Raw genomic sequence first — 18885 nt, forward strand, 5'->3', positions numbered from 1 at the left:
TTAGCGCTGATGGTACTGCCCTTTTGAGGGTGGGAGAGTAAGTCGATGCCACTTTTAATAAGCCGTTCCCCAAAAAGGAACGGCTTTTTTGCGTTCAATAATCTCTGGTAGATGGATTTTACCAAGCTATTTCAATTAAAAACATTTAAGGAGTTTATGACTTTAATAAGTCAATTTGTTCAAGCAATTGATAAGGCTCATTCCCATTTCTTTTTAATAGAAGTACTGATTCACAAGTGAAACGCCCATTGTAGTCATAATCAGCAAGTGAAAGTTTAGTGAGAGATCGTTCCGGAAGGTTTCGGGCGATTGTCAGATGCGGAGTTTTAATCACCCCTTTAAAAACAGCTGATAATTCTTGCTGAAATTGCCGGATGCGCTCATCCTGATGGACTTTTAGTATGAAGGTTCCATTCTTCCATTTCTCACAACCCACTAAAAGAATATCAAAGGGCTTAATGGAAGAAATGGCTTGTTTCATTCTGGAAAGAATTAGTTCCTCAGAATAATTATTTGCTTCAAAGTAACATAAACTGATGTGTGGTTTCGATTGTAAGGAATCTGTCGTTAATGAAATTGTCTTATTCAACAACTCCTTCATTGCAATTACTCTATCTGTTGTTTTCAAATCGGGTTCGATAACAAGCAAGTACTCGTGTTTTTTTGTTCCAAAAATGTCTAATTGATTCATCGTTAAACCATCAATTTAATTCAGATAATATCAGTGCATAAAAAAAGCCTCACTAAAAGTAAGGCTTTAATTATTTTGAAAGAGATTTAATTAGAAAACCTCTGAATCAGCAAAATGGAATTTACCTTCAATTGCAGCGTTCTCATCAGAATCAGATCCGTGAACTGCATTTCTTCCTTTTGACTCTGCATAATATTTACGGATAGTACCTTCAGCAGCTTCAGCTGGATCTGTAGCACCAATTAATGCACGGAAATCAGCAACAGCATTGTCTTTCTCCAAGATTGCAGCAACGATCGGTCCGGATGTCATGTACTCAACCAATTCACCATAAAACGGACGTTCAGCATGAACTTCGTAGAATTTTTTTGCTTGTTCCTCCGTTAAACGAGTAAATTTCATTGCTTTGATCGAAAATCCTGCTTGGATAATCATATCAATAATTTTTCCCATGTGACCATTTTCGATCGCATCCGGTTTTAACATTGTGAATGTTCTATTGCCTGACATCTTAAATTGATTTGAATAATTTGGTGCAAAAATACAACTATTTTCTCAACCTGATAGCTTCGAGACCACTTAATTAATTGTGTTTTTAGACAAGTCTAAAAAAAAGTTTTATATTTGTAAAAAAAAAAGAAGCGTGTTAAGATTAACTCAGAGCGAAGAAAATTATTTGAAGGCTATTTTCACACTAAGTCAGGACATTGAAGGAGCAATCTCGACAAATGATTTAGCAGATAAGATGACTACTAAAGCCTCTTCTGTAACAGATATGCTAAAGAAGTTATGTGAAAAGGATCTGTTAGAGTATCAAAAATACCAAGGTTGTGCTCTAACGAATTTGGGGAGTTCTCACGCATTGGCAATTATTCGTAAACATAGGCTTTGGGAAACATTTTTGGTGGATAAGCTCAGTTTTGGCTGGGATGAAGTTCATGAGATTGCTGAACAATTGGAACATATCCAATCCACCGAGCTCACAGACAGACTTGATGAGTTCTTAGGCTTCCCTAAAGTTGATCCTCATGGGGAGCCAATTCCAGGTAAGGATGGTAGAATAGAATTTGTTTCGAATCGGATTCTTTTATCTGAAGCTACTATTGGCATGAAAGCCATCATTATGGGAGTGGAAGATGACCAGACAGAATTTTTGCAATACTTGAATAAGATAGGATTGCATTTGGGAACTCAAATAGATGTGATGGACAAACTAAGTTTTGATGGCTCCATTATGATCCAGATGGATGGTAAACAAGTACAATTTTCAATCACAATTGCCAAACAAATAGCTATAAAACCACTATGAGGAATTTAGCTTACATAGTAATTTGCATTTGTTTGCTAATAGGCTGCAAGGTCAGACAAACGAAAGAAAATGAAAAACTGATTGTTTGCTCCACTTCTATAACTGCAGATTGTGTGCGACAGGTCGTTGGGAATAGATTGACTGTTAAATCCCTAATGGGTCCGGGAGTCGATCCGCATACATACAATCCGAGGCCTAGTGATGTGGTTCTGTTGAATGATGCGAAATTGGTTGTTTATACCGGATTTCACCTGGAGGGAAAAATGGCTGAATTATTTAGTCGTTTGTCTGAAAGAAAAGCGGTAGTCTCCTTTCAATTGGATTTTCCAAAAGATAAGGTTTTATACACGGATGGAACAACACCTGACCCACATGTCTGGTTTGATACGGATTCCTGGGTTCATAGTATGAATGGGGTAGTAGATAAATTGGTCGATTTGTATCCGGATTATGAATTGGAATTCAGGGAAAACTACTATCAATTTCTTTTGAAGGTCCAGAAAAAAACAAGGGAATTGAAGTTGAAACTGAGCGAGGTTCCGAAAGAAAGAAGAGTCCTGATCACTTCGCATGATGCGTTTCATTATTTCGGGAGAACTTTTGATATTCAGGTGAAGGCATTGCAAGGAGTATCGACTTCACAGGAACCTGGAATGCGGGATGTTGTTGACTTGGTTGATTTCATTGTTCAAAATGATGTGAAGGCCATTTTTGTAGAAAATTCGGTAAGTCCGAAAGCCTTAACAAGTGTCTTGAGTTCTGTTGAGCGCAGAGGACATCACGTGAGAATCGGAGGAACCCTTTTTTCAGATGCCTTAGGTTCCAAAGGAAGTGGCGCTGATTCCTATATCGGTATGTTGAGTCACAATGTGAATTCCATTAAAGAAGGATTGAAATGAGAAAGGCAATTGAAATAAGTGGTTTAACAGTTTTATATCGGGACACACTCGCTTTAGATGATATTTCACTATCCATCAGTTCCGGAAAAATTACCGGGATCATTGGTCCGAATGGTTCCGGGAAATCAACCTTGTTGAAAGGGATTTTAGGAATTATTCCAATCAAGAAAGGGGAAGTGACTTTTTTTGGTGAATCATTGGAAAAATACCGTTCGAAAATTGCTTACGTTCCGCAAAGGGAATCCATAGATTGGGATTTCCCAATAACAGTGGAGGAAGTGGTGGCAATGGGAAGAATCATCCCTAAAAAATGGTGGGCACGAACCACTTTGACAGACAAGGAAATTGTAAAAGAAACATTGAAGAAAGTTCAATTATCCGAGTTTTCCAACCGACAGATCGGGCAGCTTTCGGGTGGTCAGCAGCAACGTGTTTTTTTAGCTAGGGCACTTGCACAGGAAGCTGAATTGATCGTAATGGATGAACCGTTTGTTGGAATTGACATGGCTTCTCAAAATTCGATCCTATCCATCGTTCAAAAATTAAGGGATTCAGGAAAAACGGTAGTAATCGTCCATCATGATTTATCTGTGGTGGCTCAATACTTTGATGATGTGATTCTGCTGAATAAGAAATTGATTGCAAATGGTCCGATCGATGAAATTCTGAAATCTGAGAATATTGAAAAGGCTTATGGAATGACTCTTTTGTTGAATAGAAAATAAGATGGATTTAAGTATTTGGATTGTATTTATTGGAACAGCACTCATCGGAGTTTCTGCGGCTTTGGTTGGAACGTTTACCTTCCTTCAGAAGAAATCGTTGATCGGTGATGCGATTTCTCATTCCATTTTACCCGGAATTGTTCTGGCATATATTGTTTCAGGGCAAAGGAATACCATCATCCTGATGTTGGGCGCATTTATAGCCGGTTGGCTTGCTACCCAGCAGATATCCTGGCTTCAGCGGAAAACAAAACTGAAGTCTGACACCATTGTGGCTGCTACCTTGAGTATTTTCTTCGCATTGGGATTAGCAATGCTTTCCTATATTCAGGGAAGACCGGACGATGGACAAGCGGGACTAAGCGATTTTCTCTTTGGTAAAATAGCGGCCTTGAATATCGAAGATCTTTACTTGTTTTCAGTGGTTTCTTTTCTGATCATCGCAATTACCTTTTTTAGGTACCGTGTCATGTTCAGTTTTGCCTTCAATAAGGAATTCATGATCAGTAAGGGGTTTTCCCTCCGTTGGAACGACTTTATTCTGAATTCGATGACCATTTTGGTTGTAGCAATGGGAGTTCAAGCAGTGGGGGTTGTCTTGATGTCAGCTCTTTTAATCATTCCGGTTTTGACGGCCAGAATGCTCACCTACAAGCTACGTTCATTAATTAGTCTATCGCTAATTTTCGGAACGTCTTCTTCCTTGATTGGTTCCTATATATCAATCCTTGGAAAAAATATCCCCACCGGACCTTGCATTATTATGGTTTTGAGTGTTTGTGCAATTTCAGTAGCTCTTTTGGTACGGATTCCATTTAAAAGTAGAAGAATAGGATGAACGATGTGTTAATGATATTGACCGCTTGCTCCGTTGCCATACCGGCATCTTTACTCGGAGTCTTGCTTGTTTCAAAAAGTATGGTTATGGTTGGCGATGCGATTTCTCATGCGGTCTTACCGGGAATTGTAGTTGCTTATTTGCTGAGTGGGACGAAAGACTCTGTTCCGATGCTTTTCGGAGCTGCAGTGACAGGTTTCCTGACGACTTTTTTAATCGATTTCCTCAGAAAGAAATGGCGAATCCAGGAAGATGCAGCAATTGGATTTACCTTCACCTTCTTATTTGCTATTGGAGTTTTGATGATTGCGCTTTTTGCGGGGAAAAATAGTGACCTGGATCAGGAATGTGTTTTATATGGAGATTTGGAAACATCTATTCTGGATCAGGTGATTGTGGGGGAATACCTTTATGGAACCCGTGCAATTTTACAATTATTACCTCTGACTGCAATTTTACTTTTGGTGATTACAATTGGATTCAAGGGATGGAAAGTTTGGGCATTCAATCCACAATTTGGTTCATTCGTCGGGATACCTATTCAAGCATTCCAATTGGTATTGATGTTGCTTTTAAGTATTCATGCCGTTTTGAGTTTTGAAAGTGTCGGAGTGATTCTCGTAGTAGGATTATTGGTGCTGCCGGCTGCAACAGCTTTGCAGTTTTCCAAAACTTTGGCGAAAACATTTTGGTATTCTGCATGTATAGGAATAGTATCTTGCGTTGTTGGAGTGTTTCTGGGAAAGTGGATCAATATTTCTATCTCTCCATTGATTGTATGCGTTAACGGCTCGATTTTTTTGATCTCTGTCCTGGTTTCTCCCTATAAGAAAAGCGGAGTTTCGAACCGAATTTGAGTCAAATACCTTTTTCAAGAATTCAAGAATAGAAGCTTTATTTGAATAAAAAAAAGGAAGATAAAGTTGTTATATCAATAATCCGGCTTACCTTTGTTTCAAGAACAACAATTTCATAGTTGTTAGTTTTGGGTTTTATAGTTTTAGCATGGTTTAGCAAAAAGAGGAGTAAGTTCTAGTGAATTTACTCCTCTTTTTGTTTTTGCATCTCATTGTCCACTACCGCGGATAAATTTATCGAAAGCAGTACTTTCTCTTATTTTTTTTGTTTCTTTAGGCTTCAAACTACAATTATGAAGCTAAAACTATTTCTGGTATTTCTACTTACTTATTCATTTTCATTTTCCCAAACACAGGGCGTTGCCTTTCCAACAGTTGGAAAAGGAGTTGCAACTCCATTCGTGACAGATTATCACTCCCTTGGGATCAATACTTCAGCACTTGGTTGGAGACCGCGTTATGCAGGAAAAAAATTCACGACCGGAACTTCGGAGTTTGCTTTTGGAGTTTCATCTCCGTCATTAAATTCCAAAAAACTTCAGAATCTGACGAGTACTTTGTACAATGCTGCTCAACATAAGAATCCGAACGAAGTGGATTACAAAAGACAATTACAGTCTGCCGGTGACTATGCAGAGTCGGGTGTTGCAATCAATTTTGATTACAACTGGCTTGGATTTTCATACTATGGAGAAAAATTTGGTGGAATTGCCTTCAATATCCGGGAAAACTACAGTTGGTATTCTAAAATGAATTCGCAGACTACTGATTTGTTATTCAGAGGAAAATTATCCTCCGTTTTCGACTCACTTACGGTTGTTTATGGATCAGATACTTCCAGAATTGCCAATAATGCGAGCCTTTCCGAAGATTCAATGGGACATGTTGTCAGCGGTTCATTGAATGTTCCGATCCGGATCAGTGAATTGACCAAGGGAACCCAAATCCAGATGGTCTGGAATAGAAGTTATAATGTTGGCTACGGACGAAAACTGTTCGGTAAGGATTCCGTGTGTGAAGTATATGCAGGTGTTGGCGCGCGATTGATCACTTCCATGGCGATGTTCAATATGACTTCGGATGACGACGGTTTAAGGATGTATTCTGCCATTACACCAACATTCGATATTGATTATGGAAATATCAGTGGTTCCAATTCGATCCCCAAGAAAAGCAAGGGAAATGCACCTGTTATGGGGTATGGATTTGGAGTAGACCTTTCTGCAAGTATCATCCTTTTTAACAAACTACGGATAGCTGCTGCTGTGAATAATATCGGTTCGGTAACGTATAAGCGAAATGTTTACAAAGTGAAAGATACTTTGTTTGCAAGCTTTAATGTAGGCGGCGTAAATAGTGATAACATTACCCAAACAGTCAATCAGTTGGTGCGGGATAATGGATTGCTGACCTTGGAGGGAGAACAAAAGTATACGGTGATCAATGCGTCTGATTTCAGATTTGGAGTAAGCTTTGAACCGATTAAATACCTTCGTTTAGGATTTGATGTGGTAGCTCCGTTCAATAAGGAAAATCCGGGATCCATTCAAAATCCGGTTTATTCATTCGGTGGAGATATCATTCCTGTGAAATGGCTTCAATTGAGTATCGGATATTACGGCGGCGGAGTTTATAAAAACAATATGCCACTTGGATTGACCTTCATTATCAAGGATGGAGCCTATGAATTCGGTGTAGCCTCCAGAGATGCGTTGAGTTTCTTTTTAAAGGATGGAACAAGCGTTTCAGCTGCATTGGGTTTTGCCCGTGTAAGATTCTAGGATAAAATATCCTTTAATTCATTTAAGATAAGAGCAGTTGCTCCCCAAATAAGAATGTCTCCCTGCTTGAAGTGGGGAACATTTTTCATGGTGAATTCCAGGTTGATTTTCAGATCGATGGTGACAACTGATTCGGACTTGTAAAGATCGAGTAAGTCCAGCTCGTGTATCGCCGCTACTTCGCGTTCAGAACGCATGTAATCGAATGATTGGTTGGAGGAGTAGAAAACGTAGGGAGTGATTAGAAACTTGCTTACAGGAACAAAAAGCGGGGTTAGTTCTTTTAGCAATTCAAAATTGCTTGCGTGAACCCCGATTTCCTCATAACATTCTCGAATTGCAGTTTCAAGCAGGTTTGCATCATCCAATTCTTTTTTTCCTCCCGGAAAGCTTATTTGTCCGCTGTGAGAGCCATCGTATTCTTGTCTTCTGGTTACAATCGTGCAAAGTTTGTTTTCGGAATTGTGGAATAGAATAATGGCAACTGCTGCATCCCGGAAGGCAATCCCTTTTTTAATTTCTTCCATCGAGCTGCCTCTGAATGGCATGAATGACAAATGCGATTTCTCGCCGGGTAATTCTTTTTCGAACCGCTTAATTAAATCCGCGTGTGTCATTTTGATTTCCTTACACTTTTCAAGATCTGTTCGAAGTCGTCATAAGTGTAATTCATGACCGGTTTGCTTGTAATCCATTGAAAAACATAGTAGTCATCCCCAACTTTCATGGTAGATGTGACATAATATGCCTGTCCTGAATAGGTTCCGTCACCGGAAATGGTTTGGATGACCCCTTTGTGTTTATACGTTTTCGGAAGTTCTTTCTTGATGGACACGCCGGAGTTATCCAATGATTCATACCTGCGCCAAACATACGCATCCTGAAAGGTGTTCAAGAGATCATCTTCGACTACAAAGTCGTAAACAAAATCCCGGTTTAAGTCAGAATCATTGAAGCGTTCCACTGAAAAATAGATGTTCAATGCATTGCATGTCCGTGTTAAAGAAGAATTCTTGATGGTATAATTATGCGAGTAATTTTTCTTGAAGTGTTCCGGAATTTTAAATGAGATCCCTTCGTATTTAAGGGTTTTATCCAATTTGAAATTGTAGTGGTTGGTTTTGAAAGCTTCCCTGATCTCCTTATTTTCTTTGTCATAATCAAAACATCCTGCAACCAGGAAGGTTGGAATTAACAAGAGTAATAATCGATGAATCATAAGACGGGTTTCGTTTGACTAAAATTGATTTGGATATAAATATAAAAAAAAGCCCTGATCCCGTACGCACGGGATCAGGACTTTTCGATTAGATATCAATTTTTGCGTACTTCGCGTTCTTTTCTATGAATTCACGTCTTGGTGGAACTTCATCTCCCATTAACATGGAGAAGATCTGATCACACTCGGCTGCATTTTCAATGGTAACCTGGCGCAATGTCCGGTGTTCCGGATTCATGGTCGTATCCCATAATTGCTCTGCATTCATCTCACCCAAACCTTTGTATCGTTGAACATTTACAGAAGAATCCGGACCGTTCCCTTTTAATTGTGTAACTAAAACGTCACGCTGATCTTCATTCCATGCATATTCAGCTTTCGTTCCTTTTTTCACCTGGTATAACGGTGGAGTTGCGATATAGATATAACCATTCTCGATCAACTCTTTCATGTATCGGAAGAAGAACGTTAAGATCAGTGTCTCAATATGTGAACCATCGACATCGGCATCACACATGATGATGATCTTGTGATAGCGTAATTTGTCCAGGTTCAGTGCTTTTGAATCTTCCTCTGTTCCGATTCGTACTCCTAAAGCAGTGTACATGTTTTTGATTTCCTCGTTCTCGAAGATCTTATGCTGCATGGCTTTCTCCACGTTCAAGATCTTTCCGCGAAGTGGCATGATAGCCTGGAAGTGTCTGTCGCGACCTTGTTTCGCAGTTCCACCCGCCGAATCTCCCTCGACGAAGTAGATTTCGCATAATGAAGGGTCTTTTTCAGAACAATCTGCCAGTTTTCCAGGTAAACCGGAACCGGTCATTACATTTTTACGTTGAACCATTTCACGTGCTTTACGTGCAGCGTGACGTGCTCTTGCAGCAAGAATTACTTTATCAACGATTATTTTCGCTTCAGCCGGATGTTCTTCTAAATAAATAGATAACATTTCTGAAACTGCCTGAGAAACCGGTGCTGTAACTTCACGGTTACCCAATTTTGTTTTCGTTTGCCCTTCGAACTGTGGTTCCTGAACTTTTACCGAAACAACAGCTGTCAATCCCTCGCGGAAATCGTCCCCGTCAATTTCGATTTTTTCTCTTGCCAACATCCCACTATCCGTAGCATATTTTTTCAAGGTATTTGTCAAACCACGTCTAAAACCGGAAAGGTGAGTTCCACCTTCATGTGTATTGATATTGTTGACGTAAGCCTGGATATTCTCTGTGTAAGAAGTATTGTAAGTCAATGCAACTTCAACTGGAATTCCTTCGCGTTCTCCTTCGAAATAGATTACATCAGCAATCAATGGCTCACGATTGCGATCCAGGTATTGCGCGAACTCACGAAGACCTCCTTCGGAATGGAATACATTCGAAACCGGTTTTCCATTCTCGTCAACATCTCTTAAATCCGTAATTGTAATGGTGATTCCCTTGTTCAGGAAAGCCAATTCACGCATACGTGCACATAGCGTGTCGTAATTATATTCGGTATAATCAAAGATGGTTGCATCCGGTTTGAATCGGACTTCCGTACCGTGATCAGGTGAATTCCCAACTTCACGAACTTCGTACAATGGTTTACCAATGCTGTATTCCTGTTCAAATATTTTTCCGTCGCGGTGAACAATTGCATGTAAGTGAATGGATAATGCATTCACACAAGAAACCCCAACCCCGTGCAATCCTCCGGAAACCTTATAAGTGTCCTTGTCAAATTTACCACCGGCGTGAAGTACCGTCATAACGATCTCCAATGCAGACTTTCCTTCTTTCTTATTGATACCGGTTGGAATCCCACGACCGTTATCCTTAACTGTAATCGAGTTGTCCTCATTGATCCAAACACCGATCGTATCACAATGACCAGCCAAGGCCTCATCAATCGAGTTGTCAACGACCTCATAAACAAGGTGGTGAAGACCTTTTACTCCAACATCACCAATGTACATGGCAGGACGCTTACGAACAGCTTCTAAGCCTTCTAATACCTGAATATTATCCGCAGAGTAATCCTGATTCTTTTTTTCTTCGCTCATAAATAAGTTGCTTAAAAAGTGCATTTTTCAATGCAGAACAAATATACGAAATTCAAGGCTTTTTTCAGAGCCAAAAAGGGTTAAGGCACCAGTACTTATCAACAAATTATTAAGAAAATCGAAAGAGGATGGAAGCTCCCTGATCCAAACCTTTTTAAAACAAAAAAGCCTCAATCACTTGAGGCTTTCGATGCAGTCTTTTTAGAATTATTTTGCGGTAATCCACGAAGTAATCTCTTCCGATAAGGGCTTTGTTCCCGGTGCGATTACTTTTTCCAATTTCCCTTCTTCATTGATCAGGTACTTTTGGAAATTCCATTTCACAGAGTTGTCTGAGAATCCGTTTTTCTTTTTCTCCGTAAGGAACTGATACAATGGATGCATTTCTTTTCCTTTCACTTCGATTTTACTCATCATCGGGAAACTCACCCCGTAATTTTTCTTGCAGAATTCCTTGATCTCATCATTGGAACCCGGTTCTTGCGACATGAAGTCATTGGATGGGAACCCGACAATCACAAAGTTTTGCCCCTTGTATGTTTCATACAACTTTTCCAATTCCTCATATTGCGGTGTCAAACCACATTTGGAGGCTGTATTGACAATCATGACCTTCTTTCCTTTCAGTGAAGCCAGGTCGAACTGGTTGCCATCGATATCCGTTACTTTGAAGTCGTAGATTGTCTGGGAGGAAGCAATTGCGCTTAGAAGGACGAAAAGAGAAAATAGTATTGCTTTCATAATCAAAATTTTATTGGTGATAAGCGACCAAAAAGGCAACTTTTTTCTAAAATTAACGAATAAGTGAACATGAAGTATCAACTTTTCATTTTTTCAATGGTTGTATCACTCATTACCAATGCTCAGGTAACCGGAGTTTGGAAGGGTGTATTGATTCGTGACGGTCAGAAAATGGACCAGGCATCGATTATTTATTTTGATTTCGGAAAGGAAATAAGTACCCGGGAAGAGTTGAACGGAAAGGATGCGTATGTGGTTCGGGTGCTTAAAACGGAAACGAAAAACGGAGTCATTAAAGGAAAGCAATCGACCATCATAAAAAAGAAGGATCTTTATGGAAATCGCTGGTGTGCACTCGATTTCGAACTGGCTTACGTGGATTCAACCGGTTATTTGCAAGGGAAATTCTATAGCCTGGAATGCAAAGGGGTAAGCGGGAAAATAGTCTGTTTTAAAGTAAGTGAAACGGTTTCACGGGAAAAAACAATTGTTGAATTGCAATCCTGGAGACCGATTTTTATAGAAGATCTGAAGAATGGTCGGAAGTCGAAAGAGATCCGGGATTCGGAGCGGAAAAACTTTCATTTTGAACCGATTTATTTTGATTATGACCAGGCTGAAATTCGCCCGGAATACGATGCGTTCCTGAAACGGATTGTCTACGTCATCAACAGTCACACCGACTTACGTGTTCGGGTGACGGGACACACGGACGCAGATGGCTCTGATGAATACAATGTCCAGCTCTCTGAACGCAGGGCTCAGGCAATTATCGACTTCTTCGTGAAAGCAGGACTGAAACGGGATCGGATCGTAATCGATTTCAAGGGTGAAAAGAACCCGATAGGCGACAATAAATCTTCCGAAGGAAAACAACTGAATCGAAGAGTAGACTTTGAGTTTATTTAGCGGTTAAACCACTTTAGAATCAATCCAGGAGTTCTTCACTCATTGACGAAGAAGAACGATTTGCTTTGTCCAGAAGCGCATTGATACGTGGTTGTATAAACCAAATTCCGACAGGAAAAATCCAGATCAGGAAAAAATACCCGACAAAGCTTGAAAAGCGTGCATTTATTTTCAGCTCCGCACTTCGAATGGTTTTCGCTGCAAAATAGATCGTATGAAGGATGCAGAAGATGCTTAAGAAGTGAAGGATGAAAACAAGAATTCCTAATAGACCTAGTTGCAACATTTGGTTAGCACTTGGATCAGATATGGCGGTTGTTTTGACTGCAAAAGCGATGAAAAACGGAAACACGCAGAAATAAATAATCGGAATAAAGAAAAACAGCTTGATTCTTCCCATTGGAAATTTGCCTCTGCGAGTTGGAACCAATGCGTTCAATTTGGTAATAACATTCCAGAACCAGGCAAATTGAATAAATCCACAAAGAGCAAAGATAAGAGGGAAAAAGTAGAAGATCCAAACAGCCTCCTCAGGTCCTCTTGGATTGCGATTGTGTCCTAATAGGATCATGGCAACTGCGAAACCAAAAACAAGCAAGGTGACAAATGGAATTGCTATCAGTGGGATAAATAATTGCCAGTGTTTCGCGCGAAGGAAGATTGAGTTCATCGGATGTTGATTTGGTATTGTTGGATTAAAGATTAAATGTAATAAAAAACCCCGATCCCGTATGTACGGGACCGGGGTCTATATTTAAGAAGTTAATTTCTTATTTGATGAAAGACATAGAAGCGTCTTCAGCATACTTCAAGAACTCACGATCTTTAGCAGCTTTAGCTTTCCATGCAGCATCTTTACCGATTGCATTTTTCAAGTTGCTAACCAAATCAGTCAATTTGCTTTGACGAGCAGCAGCAATTGCTTTCAAGTAATACCCTTGACCTGATTCTTTATCGTTAGAATCATCAATAGTTTTGATTGCAGCAGCAGCATCACCGTTCAACAATTGAGCTAAAGCTTTGTTGAAAGAAGCAGTTCCACCGAAAGAACTTACTGCATCAGCATACTTACCGTTTTGAATCGCCAAGATACCTTTGTTGTAGTTCACTTCGTCACCAGCACCACCAGCTTGACCGAATAGATCAGCAGCTTTTTTGCGGTCTCCGCTTGCTCCGGCAACAGCACCTAAGTTGTTTTTAGAGATTGCATTGTCTTTCAATCCGTTTGCTTTTTCGAATTGAGATTTTGCTTCTGCCATTTTACCTTGGTTGTACAATACAACACCAACGTTGTTTGCAGCACGGTAATCAGAAGGATCTTTTTTCTCAGCCTCACGGTATAAACGACCTTTCTCGTTCAAATCTTCTGTCAAAGTAGCTGTGAATAACAACTCCTCTAAAGTTAATTTTTGTGGATCTGAAGCAGAGATTGATTTCAATTCGTCATCAGAGTATCCTGTTAGATCGTAAACAACGCTAACTTCAGCACGACGCAACAATGGGAAAATTGTTTTGTCCAATTCTGTAAATGATTTACCTAAGTTTCTCATTTCAGTCTCACGTTGATTTGGATCAGCATACATTTGAAGTACACGTAAGATCAAATCTTTATCTTCTTGTTTGATAGAAGTGTTTTTAGCTAATTGAACTTTGAAACCGTCAAAATCCTCACCACGACCAGCCAAGTTGTAAATTTCACCTGAAGCTTTTTCGTTTTTAGCTTTCTTAGCTACTTCCATCATACCACCTTTACCAGAATTAGCACGGTCAGAAGACAATGTCTCATTCTTAGCAACTTCCCCTTCCGGAGATGCGTAACCAGTGATGTTGATAGATTTGATATTGATTTTAGGATTTGATTGAGCAGCAGCCAACCAGTTTCCTAAATTCACCATATCAGAATCCTTATATTCTGTTTTACGAACATCAAATTTACCTTTCAAATAGTTGAATTGAGCAGGAGCTGTGTGCTCGATTACTCTCTTGAACTCATCTTTCGCGTAAATACACTTGAAATCTTTGTTTACCAAGTAAGGAGTGATGATGGTACCTTTTGCGATTTCTTTATCCTCAAATTGTCCAGCTTTTTCCTTACCACCTTTGAATACTTTACCAGTTACGATTAACTCAGTATATTCAAACTCCGGTTTGTAAGCAACAACATCCGTATATGTCATTGTACCACCTGGTTTGTACTGAATTACTGTACCATTTGCTGTTGCTTTCTCTCCTTGTACTGTTACCGTTTTCAACGATGTTCCAGCTAATTTCGGAGTGATTTCAGCATATGCTTTTTTCTTAATTCCTTTCTCAGGGAATTTGACATCAACTTTTACGCGTACACTGTCAGCGTGCATCTCAAGAGGGCTAGGAGTTACTGTGTACTCTAGATCCTTTAGAAGATCACAACTTGATACAAGCGAACCAGCTACAGCGAAAAAAGCTAATCCTTTGATACTTTGCTTTTTCATATTCAATTGTTAGTTACTACCTTAATAAAATTCCTTGCAATAATAAACATTATTTTTTAACCTATGAAGATTAATGTGTATTTATTCATTGACAAGTGGTGGGTTATAAACGACGAATGGAAATTCCGGGTTTTTGAATTTAATTTTTAGGTCTTCAAAACTGCTCTTGAGTGAATGAAAGAAAAAGGAACCGGTCAGCTCGTGCATCGGGTCGATTACAAACTGTCTTTCAGTAATATAGGTGTGCGGAATTGTTAATTCGGGGAAACTGATTTGTTGATCTTTATAGAGTAAGATATCCAAGTCAATAATTCGGGATTCGTAACCTTCTTTAATGGTCTTCTGTCTGCCCATTTTTTTTTCCACAAATTGAAGGGCTTTTAAACAATCCATTGGTTTTATTGGGCTTTCGCACTCAAATACCGCATTTAGGAATAAATCGCCGGATTCAAACCCCCAAGCAGGCGTCTCGTAAATGGAAGAGGTTCGGATAACACGGATTCCCTGGGAGCTTATCTCCTTTATGGCAACCTTTATATTATCCAGTCTATTCCCCAAATTTGTACCGATACCAATATAGATGAGTTCGTTATAAACGCTTTCTTTTTGACTTACCATTCAAATCAATATTTATCCTTTTGATGGAGTAAAGATAACTTACATCATTAAAGATGAGAAGACTTTTTATTTGGGCGTATATTTGTTTCAAAGTTTAGTATCTATGTCTACAGTTAAAGTTTCTTTTTGGCGCATATTTTGGCCATCGTTATTAGCCTCAATGATCTTATCCGTTTTCGGTTGGATTTTTTGGCTGATTGTTTTTGGATCTCTATTTGGTGACGAACCAAATGCAAAGGATTCAAGTGTTTTACATATGACTCTTAGCGGCGCAATCGGAGAAAGAAGTTCATCGACGTTGAATGCTCCAAGCTTTTCAATGGATAAAACAACTGGTCTGTCCGATATCCTGACCGGTTTGGAAAAAGCAAAAGAGGACAAGCACGTGAAAGGGATTTATCTGGAGTTGGGGAATGTACAATGCGGTTATGCTACAGCAATGGAAATTCGCAATGCATTGAAAGATTTTAAGAAATCGGGAAAATTCGTAGTTGCCTATTTAAATGGTGAAGTGATCACTCAAAAACAATATTACATCAGTTCTGTTTCTAATGAAGTATATGGTTTTTCCACTTCCGCGATGGAATTCATCGGTTTGGGAGGCGAATTGATATTCTTCAAAAATACCTTTGATAAGTTGGGAATCGAGATGCAGGTTATCCGCGGTTCAAACAACGATTTTAAAAGTGCAGTTGAGCCATACTTCAGAACAAACATGAGTGATTCAAGTCGTTTGCAAACAGAACGTTATATGAGCTCCATTTGGTCGGATGTCCGTTCTCAGATTGCGGCAGACCGCAAAATAACGGTTGCTGAGTTGAATGACATTGCTGAGAACGCAAAAATTCAGCGCGTGGATGATGCCGTGAAATTCAAATTGATCGATGCAGCAAAATACCGCGATGAAGTGGAAGCTATTGTCTTGAAAAAATCCAAATTGAAAGATTTGAAGGATATCATGACGTTTGAGGAGTATGCAAAAAAGTCATTTAAAAACAAGCAATTGGCTTTTAGTGATGACTTGTCCAGTGCAAATGTGGCAGTCATTGTTGCGGAAGGTGCAATCACCGTTAATGGAGATGAGATGACTTCCGAGAAGATTTGTAAATATTTCCGGGAAGTTCGCAACAATGATAAGATCAAGGTGGTTGTTTTCCGGGTGAATAGTCCGGGAGGAAGTGCTTTGGCATCAGAAGAGATCTGGAGAGAAGTTTCGCTTACTACAAAGAAAAAGAAAGTGATCGTTTCCATGGGAGATGTTGCTGCATCCGGAGGATATTACATTTCAACACCGGCAAGCACCATTTTTGCGGAACCAACAACCATTACCGGATCAATTGGTGTATTTGGTGTGATTCCATACACAGGTGGTTTCATGGAAAACAAGTTGGGCTTAACGTTTGACCGTGTTCAAACAAATAAACACAGTGTGCTGTCAACCAATAGAAAATTGACCCCGGAAGAAATGAGTTTGATCCAGGCTGAAGTAGACCAGATTTACACGCAATTTAAAAAGCGCGTTGCAGATGGAAGAGGTTTGACGACGAATCAGGTTCAGGTAATTGCGCGTGGCCGCGTTTGGACGGGTACAGATGCATTGAAAATCGGATTGGTTGATAAACTGGGTGGAATGAATGATGCATTGGCTTTTGCAATCAAAGAAGCGAAAATCAAGGATGCGAAAGTTCAATACTATCCGAAAGTGAAAGAAGATCCGTTCGAAGATATTTTGGAGCAGTTGTCTCAAGAAGATCAGGAATCGGTAAAAATCAAACAGCAAGCCGTTCCGAAAGTAATTGATGATTTGACGAAAAGATTGATGAAATTGGAATCTTACAGTGGAATTCAGATGAGAATGCCTTACGAGATTGACTTTCATTAAAAATTGATCAGATATCACATAAAAAACAGTCGGGGCGAATAATTATTCGCCCCGACTGTTTCTCGACTGTTTTTTTAATTCCTTACTTTTGCGGCATGATTGAACACAATATTTCTTTAAAGCCTTATAATACGTTTGGAATTGACGTCAAAGCAAAGTCATTCGGACGTTTCGATTCAATTGATGGATTGAAAAGTTTATTGGCAAATAGAGATCCTGAAACTCCTTTGTTTATTCTTGGCGGCGGAAGTAATGTTTTGCTTACGCGGGATTTGCCGTTTTTCGTTATGAAGAATGAAATTTCAGGAATTGAAGCGGTCAATGAGACAGAAACAAGTATTGTCTTAAAAGTAGGATCCGGAGTAGAATGGCATTCTTTTGTTCGATACACGGTTGAAAAAGGATGGGGTGGAATAGAGAATATGAGTTTGATTCCCGGGAGTGTCGGTGCAAGCCCGATGCAAAATATCGGTGCTTACGGATCCGAGATAAAGGATTCATTTGTTTCGTTGGAAGCACTTCATATCGATTCATTGGAGTTGCATACCTTCAATAAGGAACAATGCCAATTCGGTTATAGAGAAAGTGTTTTCAAAAGAGCTTTGAAGGATCAATATGTCATTGTTTCTGTTTCTTATGAATTATTGAAACATCCGAAAATGAATACCACTTACGGAGCAATCCAATCTGAAATAGAAGTGATGGGAGTGGAGGACATTACGGTTGATACCGTTAGTCAGGCGGTGATGAATATCCGCAGAAGTAAGCTTCCGGATCCGAAAGAACTGGGGAATGCAGGAAGTTTCTTTAAAAACCCGGTTGTTTCAAAATCGGATTTTGAAAAGATCGCGACCAATTATCCCGATGCACCTCATTATCCGCAAGAATCCGGAGAAGAGAAACTGGCTGCCGGTTGGATGATCGAAAAGGCAGGATGGAAAGGTAAACGCATCGGAAACTGTGGTGTTCACGAGAAGCAGGCTTTGGTTTTGGTGAATTACGGAGGTTCAACCGGACAGGAAATTTTTGATCTGTCGACCATGATCATTGAAGATATCCGCTCCAAATTCGGAGTGACTCTGGAGCGCGAAGTGAATATTTTGTAGTCAACTAAATCCATTTAGGTATTAAATGAGCAGAACCCATTTGCGGATGAATATTTATGCTTGCATAATGATTAAAACTTGATTTAGGATGAATTGCGTGTTTTGATGATTGTTTTGCAACTATCAGTAAATATGCGGTTTGTTTCGCTGAGTTGATTTGTTAGAATTCCCACAGATTTGATTCCTACTTAAATAGTTTGTAGCTTTTAGATAGTTAATAATGAAAGCCATTATTAAGATCATCTTAAAACGCACTGCTATGAAAACTACCATTACCATTTTAGCTTTTCTCTGTATAAGCTTAGTAGGATTCTCTCAAACTAACACCATTACCCTTGTACAAAAATTCACGGATTGCGCACCCGTTACCCAGCGATTGATCCAAGTGAATTTTTCAACTGAACAACGCGCTGAATTGGAAAAGGATACGCGTAAGCTGGCTAAATTGAATTATGTCATGGCACAATCTTATCGTTTTGAAGACAATCAGATGGTTCTTCGTTCACAACGACAATTATTTGATGCCAAATCGTATGAGTCGTACCGCAAAAAAGATCGCCGTGTAACTATTTTCGATTCAACTACCGGATTGTATGTTGAATTGTATTCCTGGAATGAAATGGATGTCCAACTTTCTCAGATCGATATCCAATATGATATTGTCTCCTGTAATTAACTCTCATAGCGTAATTAATTGGAAAAGACTGTTTGGAAAGACGGTCTTTTTTTTGAATTACGAATTACGTCCCGATAGCTATCGGGATACGAATTACGAATGTATTTTTACACTTGTGAGAA

At 39.4% G+C, this 18885-nt stretch carries 19 protein-coding genes; 10 read left to right on the forward strand and 9 right to left on the reverse strand.

Features of this window, described 5'->3' with window-relative positions:
- Positions 1-154: 154 nt before the first annotated feature.
- Together AAG807_RS19570 and AAG807_RS19575 are read right to left on the reverse strand one after the other, a co-directional pair.
- Entirely contained in the window at positions 155-691 is a 537-nt protein-coding gene (locus AAG807_RS19570) for a 2'-5' RNA ligase family protein (RefSeq protein WP_341907816.1), read from the reverse strand.
- Positions 692-781: 90 nt separating this feature from the next.
- Positions 782-1201: a nucleoside-diphosphate kinase gene (locus tag AAG807_RS19575; RefSeq protein WP_341907819.1), complete on the reverse strand. Its 420-nt coding sequence runs from the start codon at positions 1199-1201 to the stop codon at positions 782-784.
- A gap of 133 nt (positions 1202-1334) precedes the next feature.
- Between AAG807_RS19575 and AAG807_RS19580 the strand changes: the two genes are divergently transcribed.
- From AAG807_RS19580 to AAG807_RS19605, 6 genes are all read left to right on the forward strand, one after another.
- A complete protein-coding gene (locus AAG807_RS19580; RefSeq protein WP_341907932.1) occupies positions 1335-2000 on the forward strand; it encodes a metal-dependent transcriptional regulator in 666 nt (221 codons plus the stop codon).
- Complete coding sequence (locus AAG807_RS19585) at positions 1997-2899, forward strand: zinc ABC transporter substrate-binding protein (RefSeq protein WP_341907821.1); 903 nt, start codon at positions 1997-1999, stop codon at positions 2897-2899. The genes AAG807_RS19580 and AAG807_RS19585 overlap by 4 nt, the downstream gene beginning before the upstream one ends.
- A complete protein-coding gene (locus tag AAG807_RS19590) occupies positions 2896-3624 on the forward strand; it encodes a metal ABC transporter ATP-binding protein (RefSeq protein WP_341907825.1) in 729 nt (242 codons plus the stop codon). The genes AAG807_RS19585 and AAG807_RS19590 overlap by 4 nt, the downstream gene beginning before the upstream one ends.
- Before the next feature lies 1 nt (position 3625).
- Entirely contained in the window at positions 3626-4462 is an 837-nt protein-coding gene (locus tag AAG807_RS19595; protein ID WP_341907828.1) for a metal ABC transporter permease, read from the forward strand.
- A complete protein-coding gene (locus AAG807_RS19600) occupies positions 4459-5319 on the forward strand; it encodes a metal ABC transporter permease (RefSeq protein ID WP_341907832.1) in 861 nt (286 codons plus the stop codon). Before AAG807_RS19595 ends, AAG807_RS19600 begins: the two co-directional genes overlap by 4 nt.
- Positions 5320-5612: 293 nt before the next feature.
- Complete coding sequence (locus AAG807_RS19605) at positions 5613-7100, forward strand: DUF5723 family protein (protein ID WP_341907835.1); 1488 nt, start codon at positions 5613-5615, stop codon at positions 7098-7100.
- Here AAG807_RS19605 and AAG807_RS19610 read toward each other — a convergent pair.
- The 4 genes from AAG807_RS19610 to AAG807_RS19625 all read right to left on the reverse strand — a co-directional run bounded on the left by AAG807_RS19610 (position 7097) and on the right by AAG807_RS19625 (position 11101).
- A complete protein-coding gene (locus AAG807_RS19610) occupies positions 7097-7717 on the reverse strand; it encodes a CoA pyrophosphatase (RefSeq protein WP_341907839.1) in 621 nt (206 codons plus the stop codon). The genes AAG807_RS19605 and AAG807_RS19610 overlap by 4 nt on opposite strands.
- Complete coding sequence (locus AAG807_RS19615) at positions 7714-8319, reverse strand: hypothetical protein (protein ID WP_341907841.1); 606 nt, start codon at positions 8317-8319, stop codon at positions 7714-7716. Before AAG807_RS19615 ends, AAG807_RS19610 begins: the two co-directional genes overlap by 4 nt.
- An 88-nt stretch (positions 8320-8407) precedes the next feature.
- A complete protein-coding gene (gene gyrB / locus AAG807_RS19620; protein WP_341907845.1) occupies positions 8408-10360 on the reverse strand; it encodes a DNA topoisomerase (ATP-hydrolyzing) subunit B in 1953 nt (650 codons plus the stop codon).
- A gap of 207 nt (positions 10361-10567) precedes the next feature.
- A complete protein-coding gene (locus AAG807_RS19625) occupies positions 10568-11101 on the reverse strand; it encodes a glutathione peroxidase (RefSeq protein WP_341907847.1) in 534 nt (177 codons plus the stop codon).
- A 69-nt stretch (positions 11102-11170) separates the two neighbouring features.
- Here AAG807_RS19625 and AAG807_RS19630 point away from each other — a divergent pair, with 69 nt between their 5' ends.
- Positions 11171-12010 carry an OmpA family protein gene (locus AAG807_RS19630; protein WP_341907850.1) on the forward strand — a complete coding sequence of 280 codons (840 nt, stop codon included), beginning with the start codon at positions 11171-11173 and terminating at the stop codon, positions 12008-12010.
- A 19-nt stretch (positions 12011-12029) separates the two neighbouring features.
- Here the strand turns inward: AAG807_RS19630 and AAG807_RS19635 are convergent, their stop codons facing one another.
- The 3 genes from AAG807_RS19635 to folK all read right to left on the reverse strand — a co-directional run bounded on the left by AAG807_RS19635 (position 12030) and on the right by folK (position 15099).
- A complete protein-coding gene (locus AAG807_RS19635) occupies positions 12030-12680 on the reverse strand; it encodes a hypothetical protein (RefSeq protein WP_341907852.1) in 651 nt (216 codons plus the stop codon).
- 100 nt (positions 12681-12780) lie between these two features.
- The gene (locus AAG807_RS19640; RefSeq protein WP_341907854.1) at positions 12781-14481 is read right to left on the reverse strand and encodes a hypothetical protein; all 1701 of its coding nucleotides are present in this window, start codon (positions 14479-14481) and stop codon (positions 12781-12783) included.
- Positions 14482-14562: 81 nt separating this feature from the next.
- Positions 14563-15099 carry a 2-amino-4-hydroxy-6-hydroxymethyldihydropteridine diphosphokinase gene (gene folK, locus AAG807_RS19645; RefSeq protein ID WP_341907857.1) on the reverse strand — a complete coding sequence of 179 codons (537 nt, stop codon included), beginning with the start codon at positions 15097-15099 and terminating at the stop codon, positions 14563-14565.
- 103 nt (positions 15100-15202) lie between these two features.
- Here folK and sppA point away from each other — a divergent pair, with 103 nt between their 5' ends.
- From sppA to AAG807_RS19660, 3 genes are all read left to right on the forward strand, one after another.
- A complete protein-coding gene (gene sppA, locus AAG807_RS19650; protein ID WP_341907859.1) occupies positions 15203-16981 on the forward strand; it encodes a signal peptide peptidase SppA in 1779 nt (592 codons plus the stop codon).
- Between the two features lie 95 nt (positions 16982-17076).
- Complete coding sequence (murB, locus tag AAG807_RS19655; RefSeq protein ID WP_341907861.1) at positions 17077-18087, forward strand: UDP-N-acetylmuramate dehydrogenase; 1011 nt, start codon at positions 17077-17079, stop codon at positions 18085-18087.
- A 259-nt stretch (positions 18088-18346) separates the two neighbouring features.
- Positions 18347-18763 carry a hypothetical protein gene (locus AAG807_RS19660; protein ID WP_341907862.1) on the forward strand — a complete coding sequence of 139 codons (417 nt, stop codon included), beginning with the start codon at positions 18347-18349 and terminating at the stop codon, positions 18761-18763.
- The last annotated feature ends 122 nt before the right edge of the window (positions 18764-18885 follow it).

This window comes from Fluviicola taffensis DSM 16823 (assembly GCF_943372375.1).
Classification (GTDB): Bacteria; Bacteroidota; Bacteroidia; order Flavobacteriales_D; family Crocinitomicaceae; genus Fluviicola; species Fluviicola taffensis_A.

What these genes read in the sequence shown, in the direction of transcription:
- AAG807_RS19570 (WP_341907816.1), bottom strand. Translation starts at nt 691, where the DNA reads ATGAATCAATTAGACATTTTTGGAACAAAAAAACACGAGTACTTGCTT.
- AAG807_RS19575 (WP_341907819.1), bottom strand. Translation starts at nt 1,201, where the DNA reads ATGTCAGGCAATAGAACATTCACAATGTTAAAACCGGATGCGATCGAA.
- AAG807_RS19585 (WP_341907821.1), top strand. Translation starts at nt 1,997, where the DNA reads ATGAGGAATTTAGCTTACATAGTAATTTGCATTTGTTTGCTAATAGGC.
- AAG807_RS19590 (WP_341907825.1), top strand. Translation starts at nt 2,896, where the DNA reads ATGAGAAAGGCAATTGAAATAAGTGGTTTAACAGTTTTATATCGGGAC.
- AAG807_RS19595 (WP_341907828.1), top strand. Translation starts at nt 3,626, where the DNA reads ATGGATTTAAGTATTTGGATTGTATTTATTGGAACAGCACTCATCGGA.
- AAG807_RS19600 (WP_341907832.1), top strand. Translation starts at nt 4,459, where the DNA reads ATGAACGATGTGTTAATGATATTGACCGCTTGCTCCGTTGCCATACCG.
- AAG807_RS19605 (WP_341907835.1), top strand. Translation starts at nt 5,613, where the DNA reads ATGAAGCTAAAACTATTTCTGGTATTTCTACTTACTTATTCATTTTCA.
- AAG807_RS19610 (WP_341907839.1), bottom strand. Translation starts at nt 7,717, where the DNA reads ATGACACACGCGGATTTAATTAAGCGGTTCGAAAAAGAATTACCCGGC.
- AAG807_RS19615 (WP_341907841.1), bottom strand. Translation starts at nt 8,319, where the DNA reads ATGATTCATCGATTATTACTCTTGTTAATTCCAACCTTCCTGGTTGCA.
- gyrB (WP_341907845.1), bottom strand. Translation starts at nt 10,360, where the DNA reads ATGAGCGAAGAAAAAAAGAATCAGGATTACTCTGCGGATAATATTCAG.
- AAG807_RS19625 (WP_341907847.1), bottom strand. Translation starts at nt 11,101, where the DNA reads ATGAAAGCAATACTATTTTCTCTTTTCGTCCTTCTAAGCGCAATTGCT.
- AAG807_RS19630 (WP_341907850.1), top strand. Translation starts at nt 11,171, where the DNA reads ATGAAGTATCAACTTTTCATTTTTTCAATGGTTGTATCACTCATTACC.
- AAG807_RS19635 (WP_341907852.1), bottom strand. Translation starts at nt 12,680, where the DNA reads ATGAACTCAATCTTCCTTCGCGCGAAACACTGGCAATTATTTATCCCA.
- AAG807_RS19640 (WP_341907854.1), bottom strand. Translation starts at nt 14,481, where the DNA reads ATGAAAAAGCAAAGTATCAAAGGATTAGCTTTTTTCGCTGTAGCTGGT.
- folK (WP_341907857.1), bottom strand. Translation starts at nt 15,099, where the DNA reads ATGGTAAGTCAAAAAGAAAGCGTTTATAACGAACTCATCTATATTGGT.
- sppA (WP_341907859.1), top strand. Translation starts at nt 15,203, where the DNA reads ATGTCTACAGTTAAAGTTTCTTTTTGGCGCATATTTTGGCCATCGTTA.
- murB (WP_341907861.1), top strand. Translation starts at nt 17,077, where the DNA reads ATGATTGAACACAATATTTCTTTAAAGCCTTATAATACGTTTGGAATT.
- AAG807_RS19660 (WP_341907862.1), top strand. Translation starts at nt 18,347, where the DNA reads ATGAAAACTACCATTACCATTTTAGCTTTTCTCTGTATAAGCTTAGTA.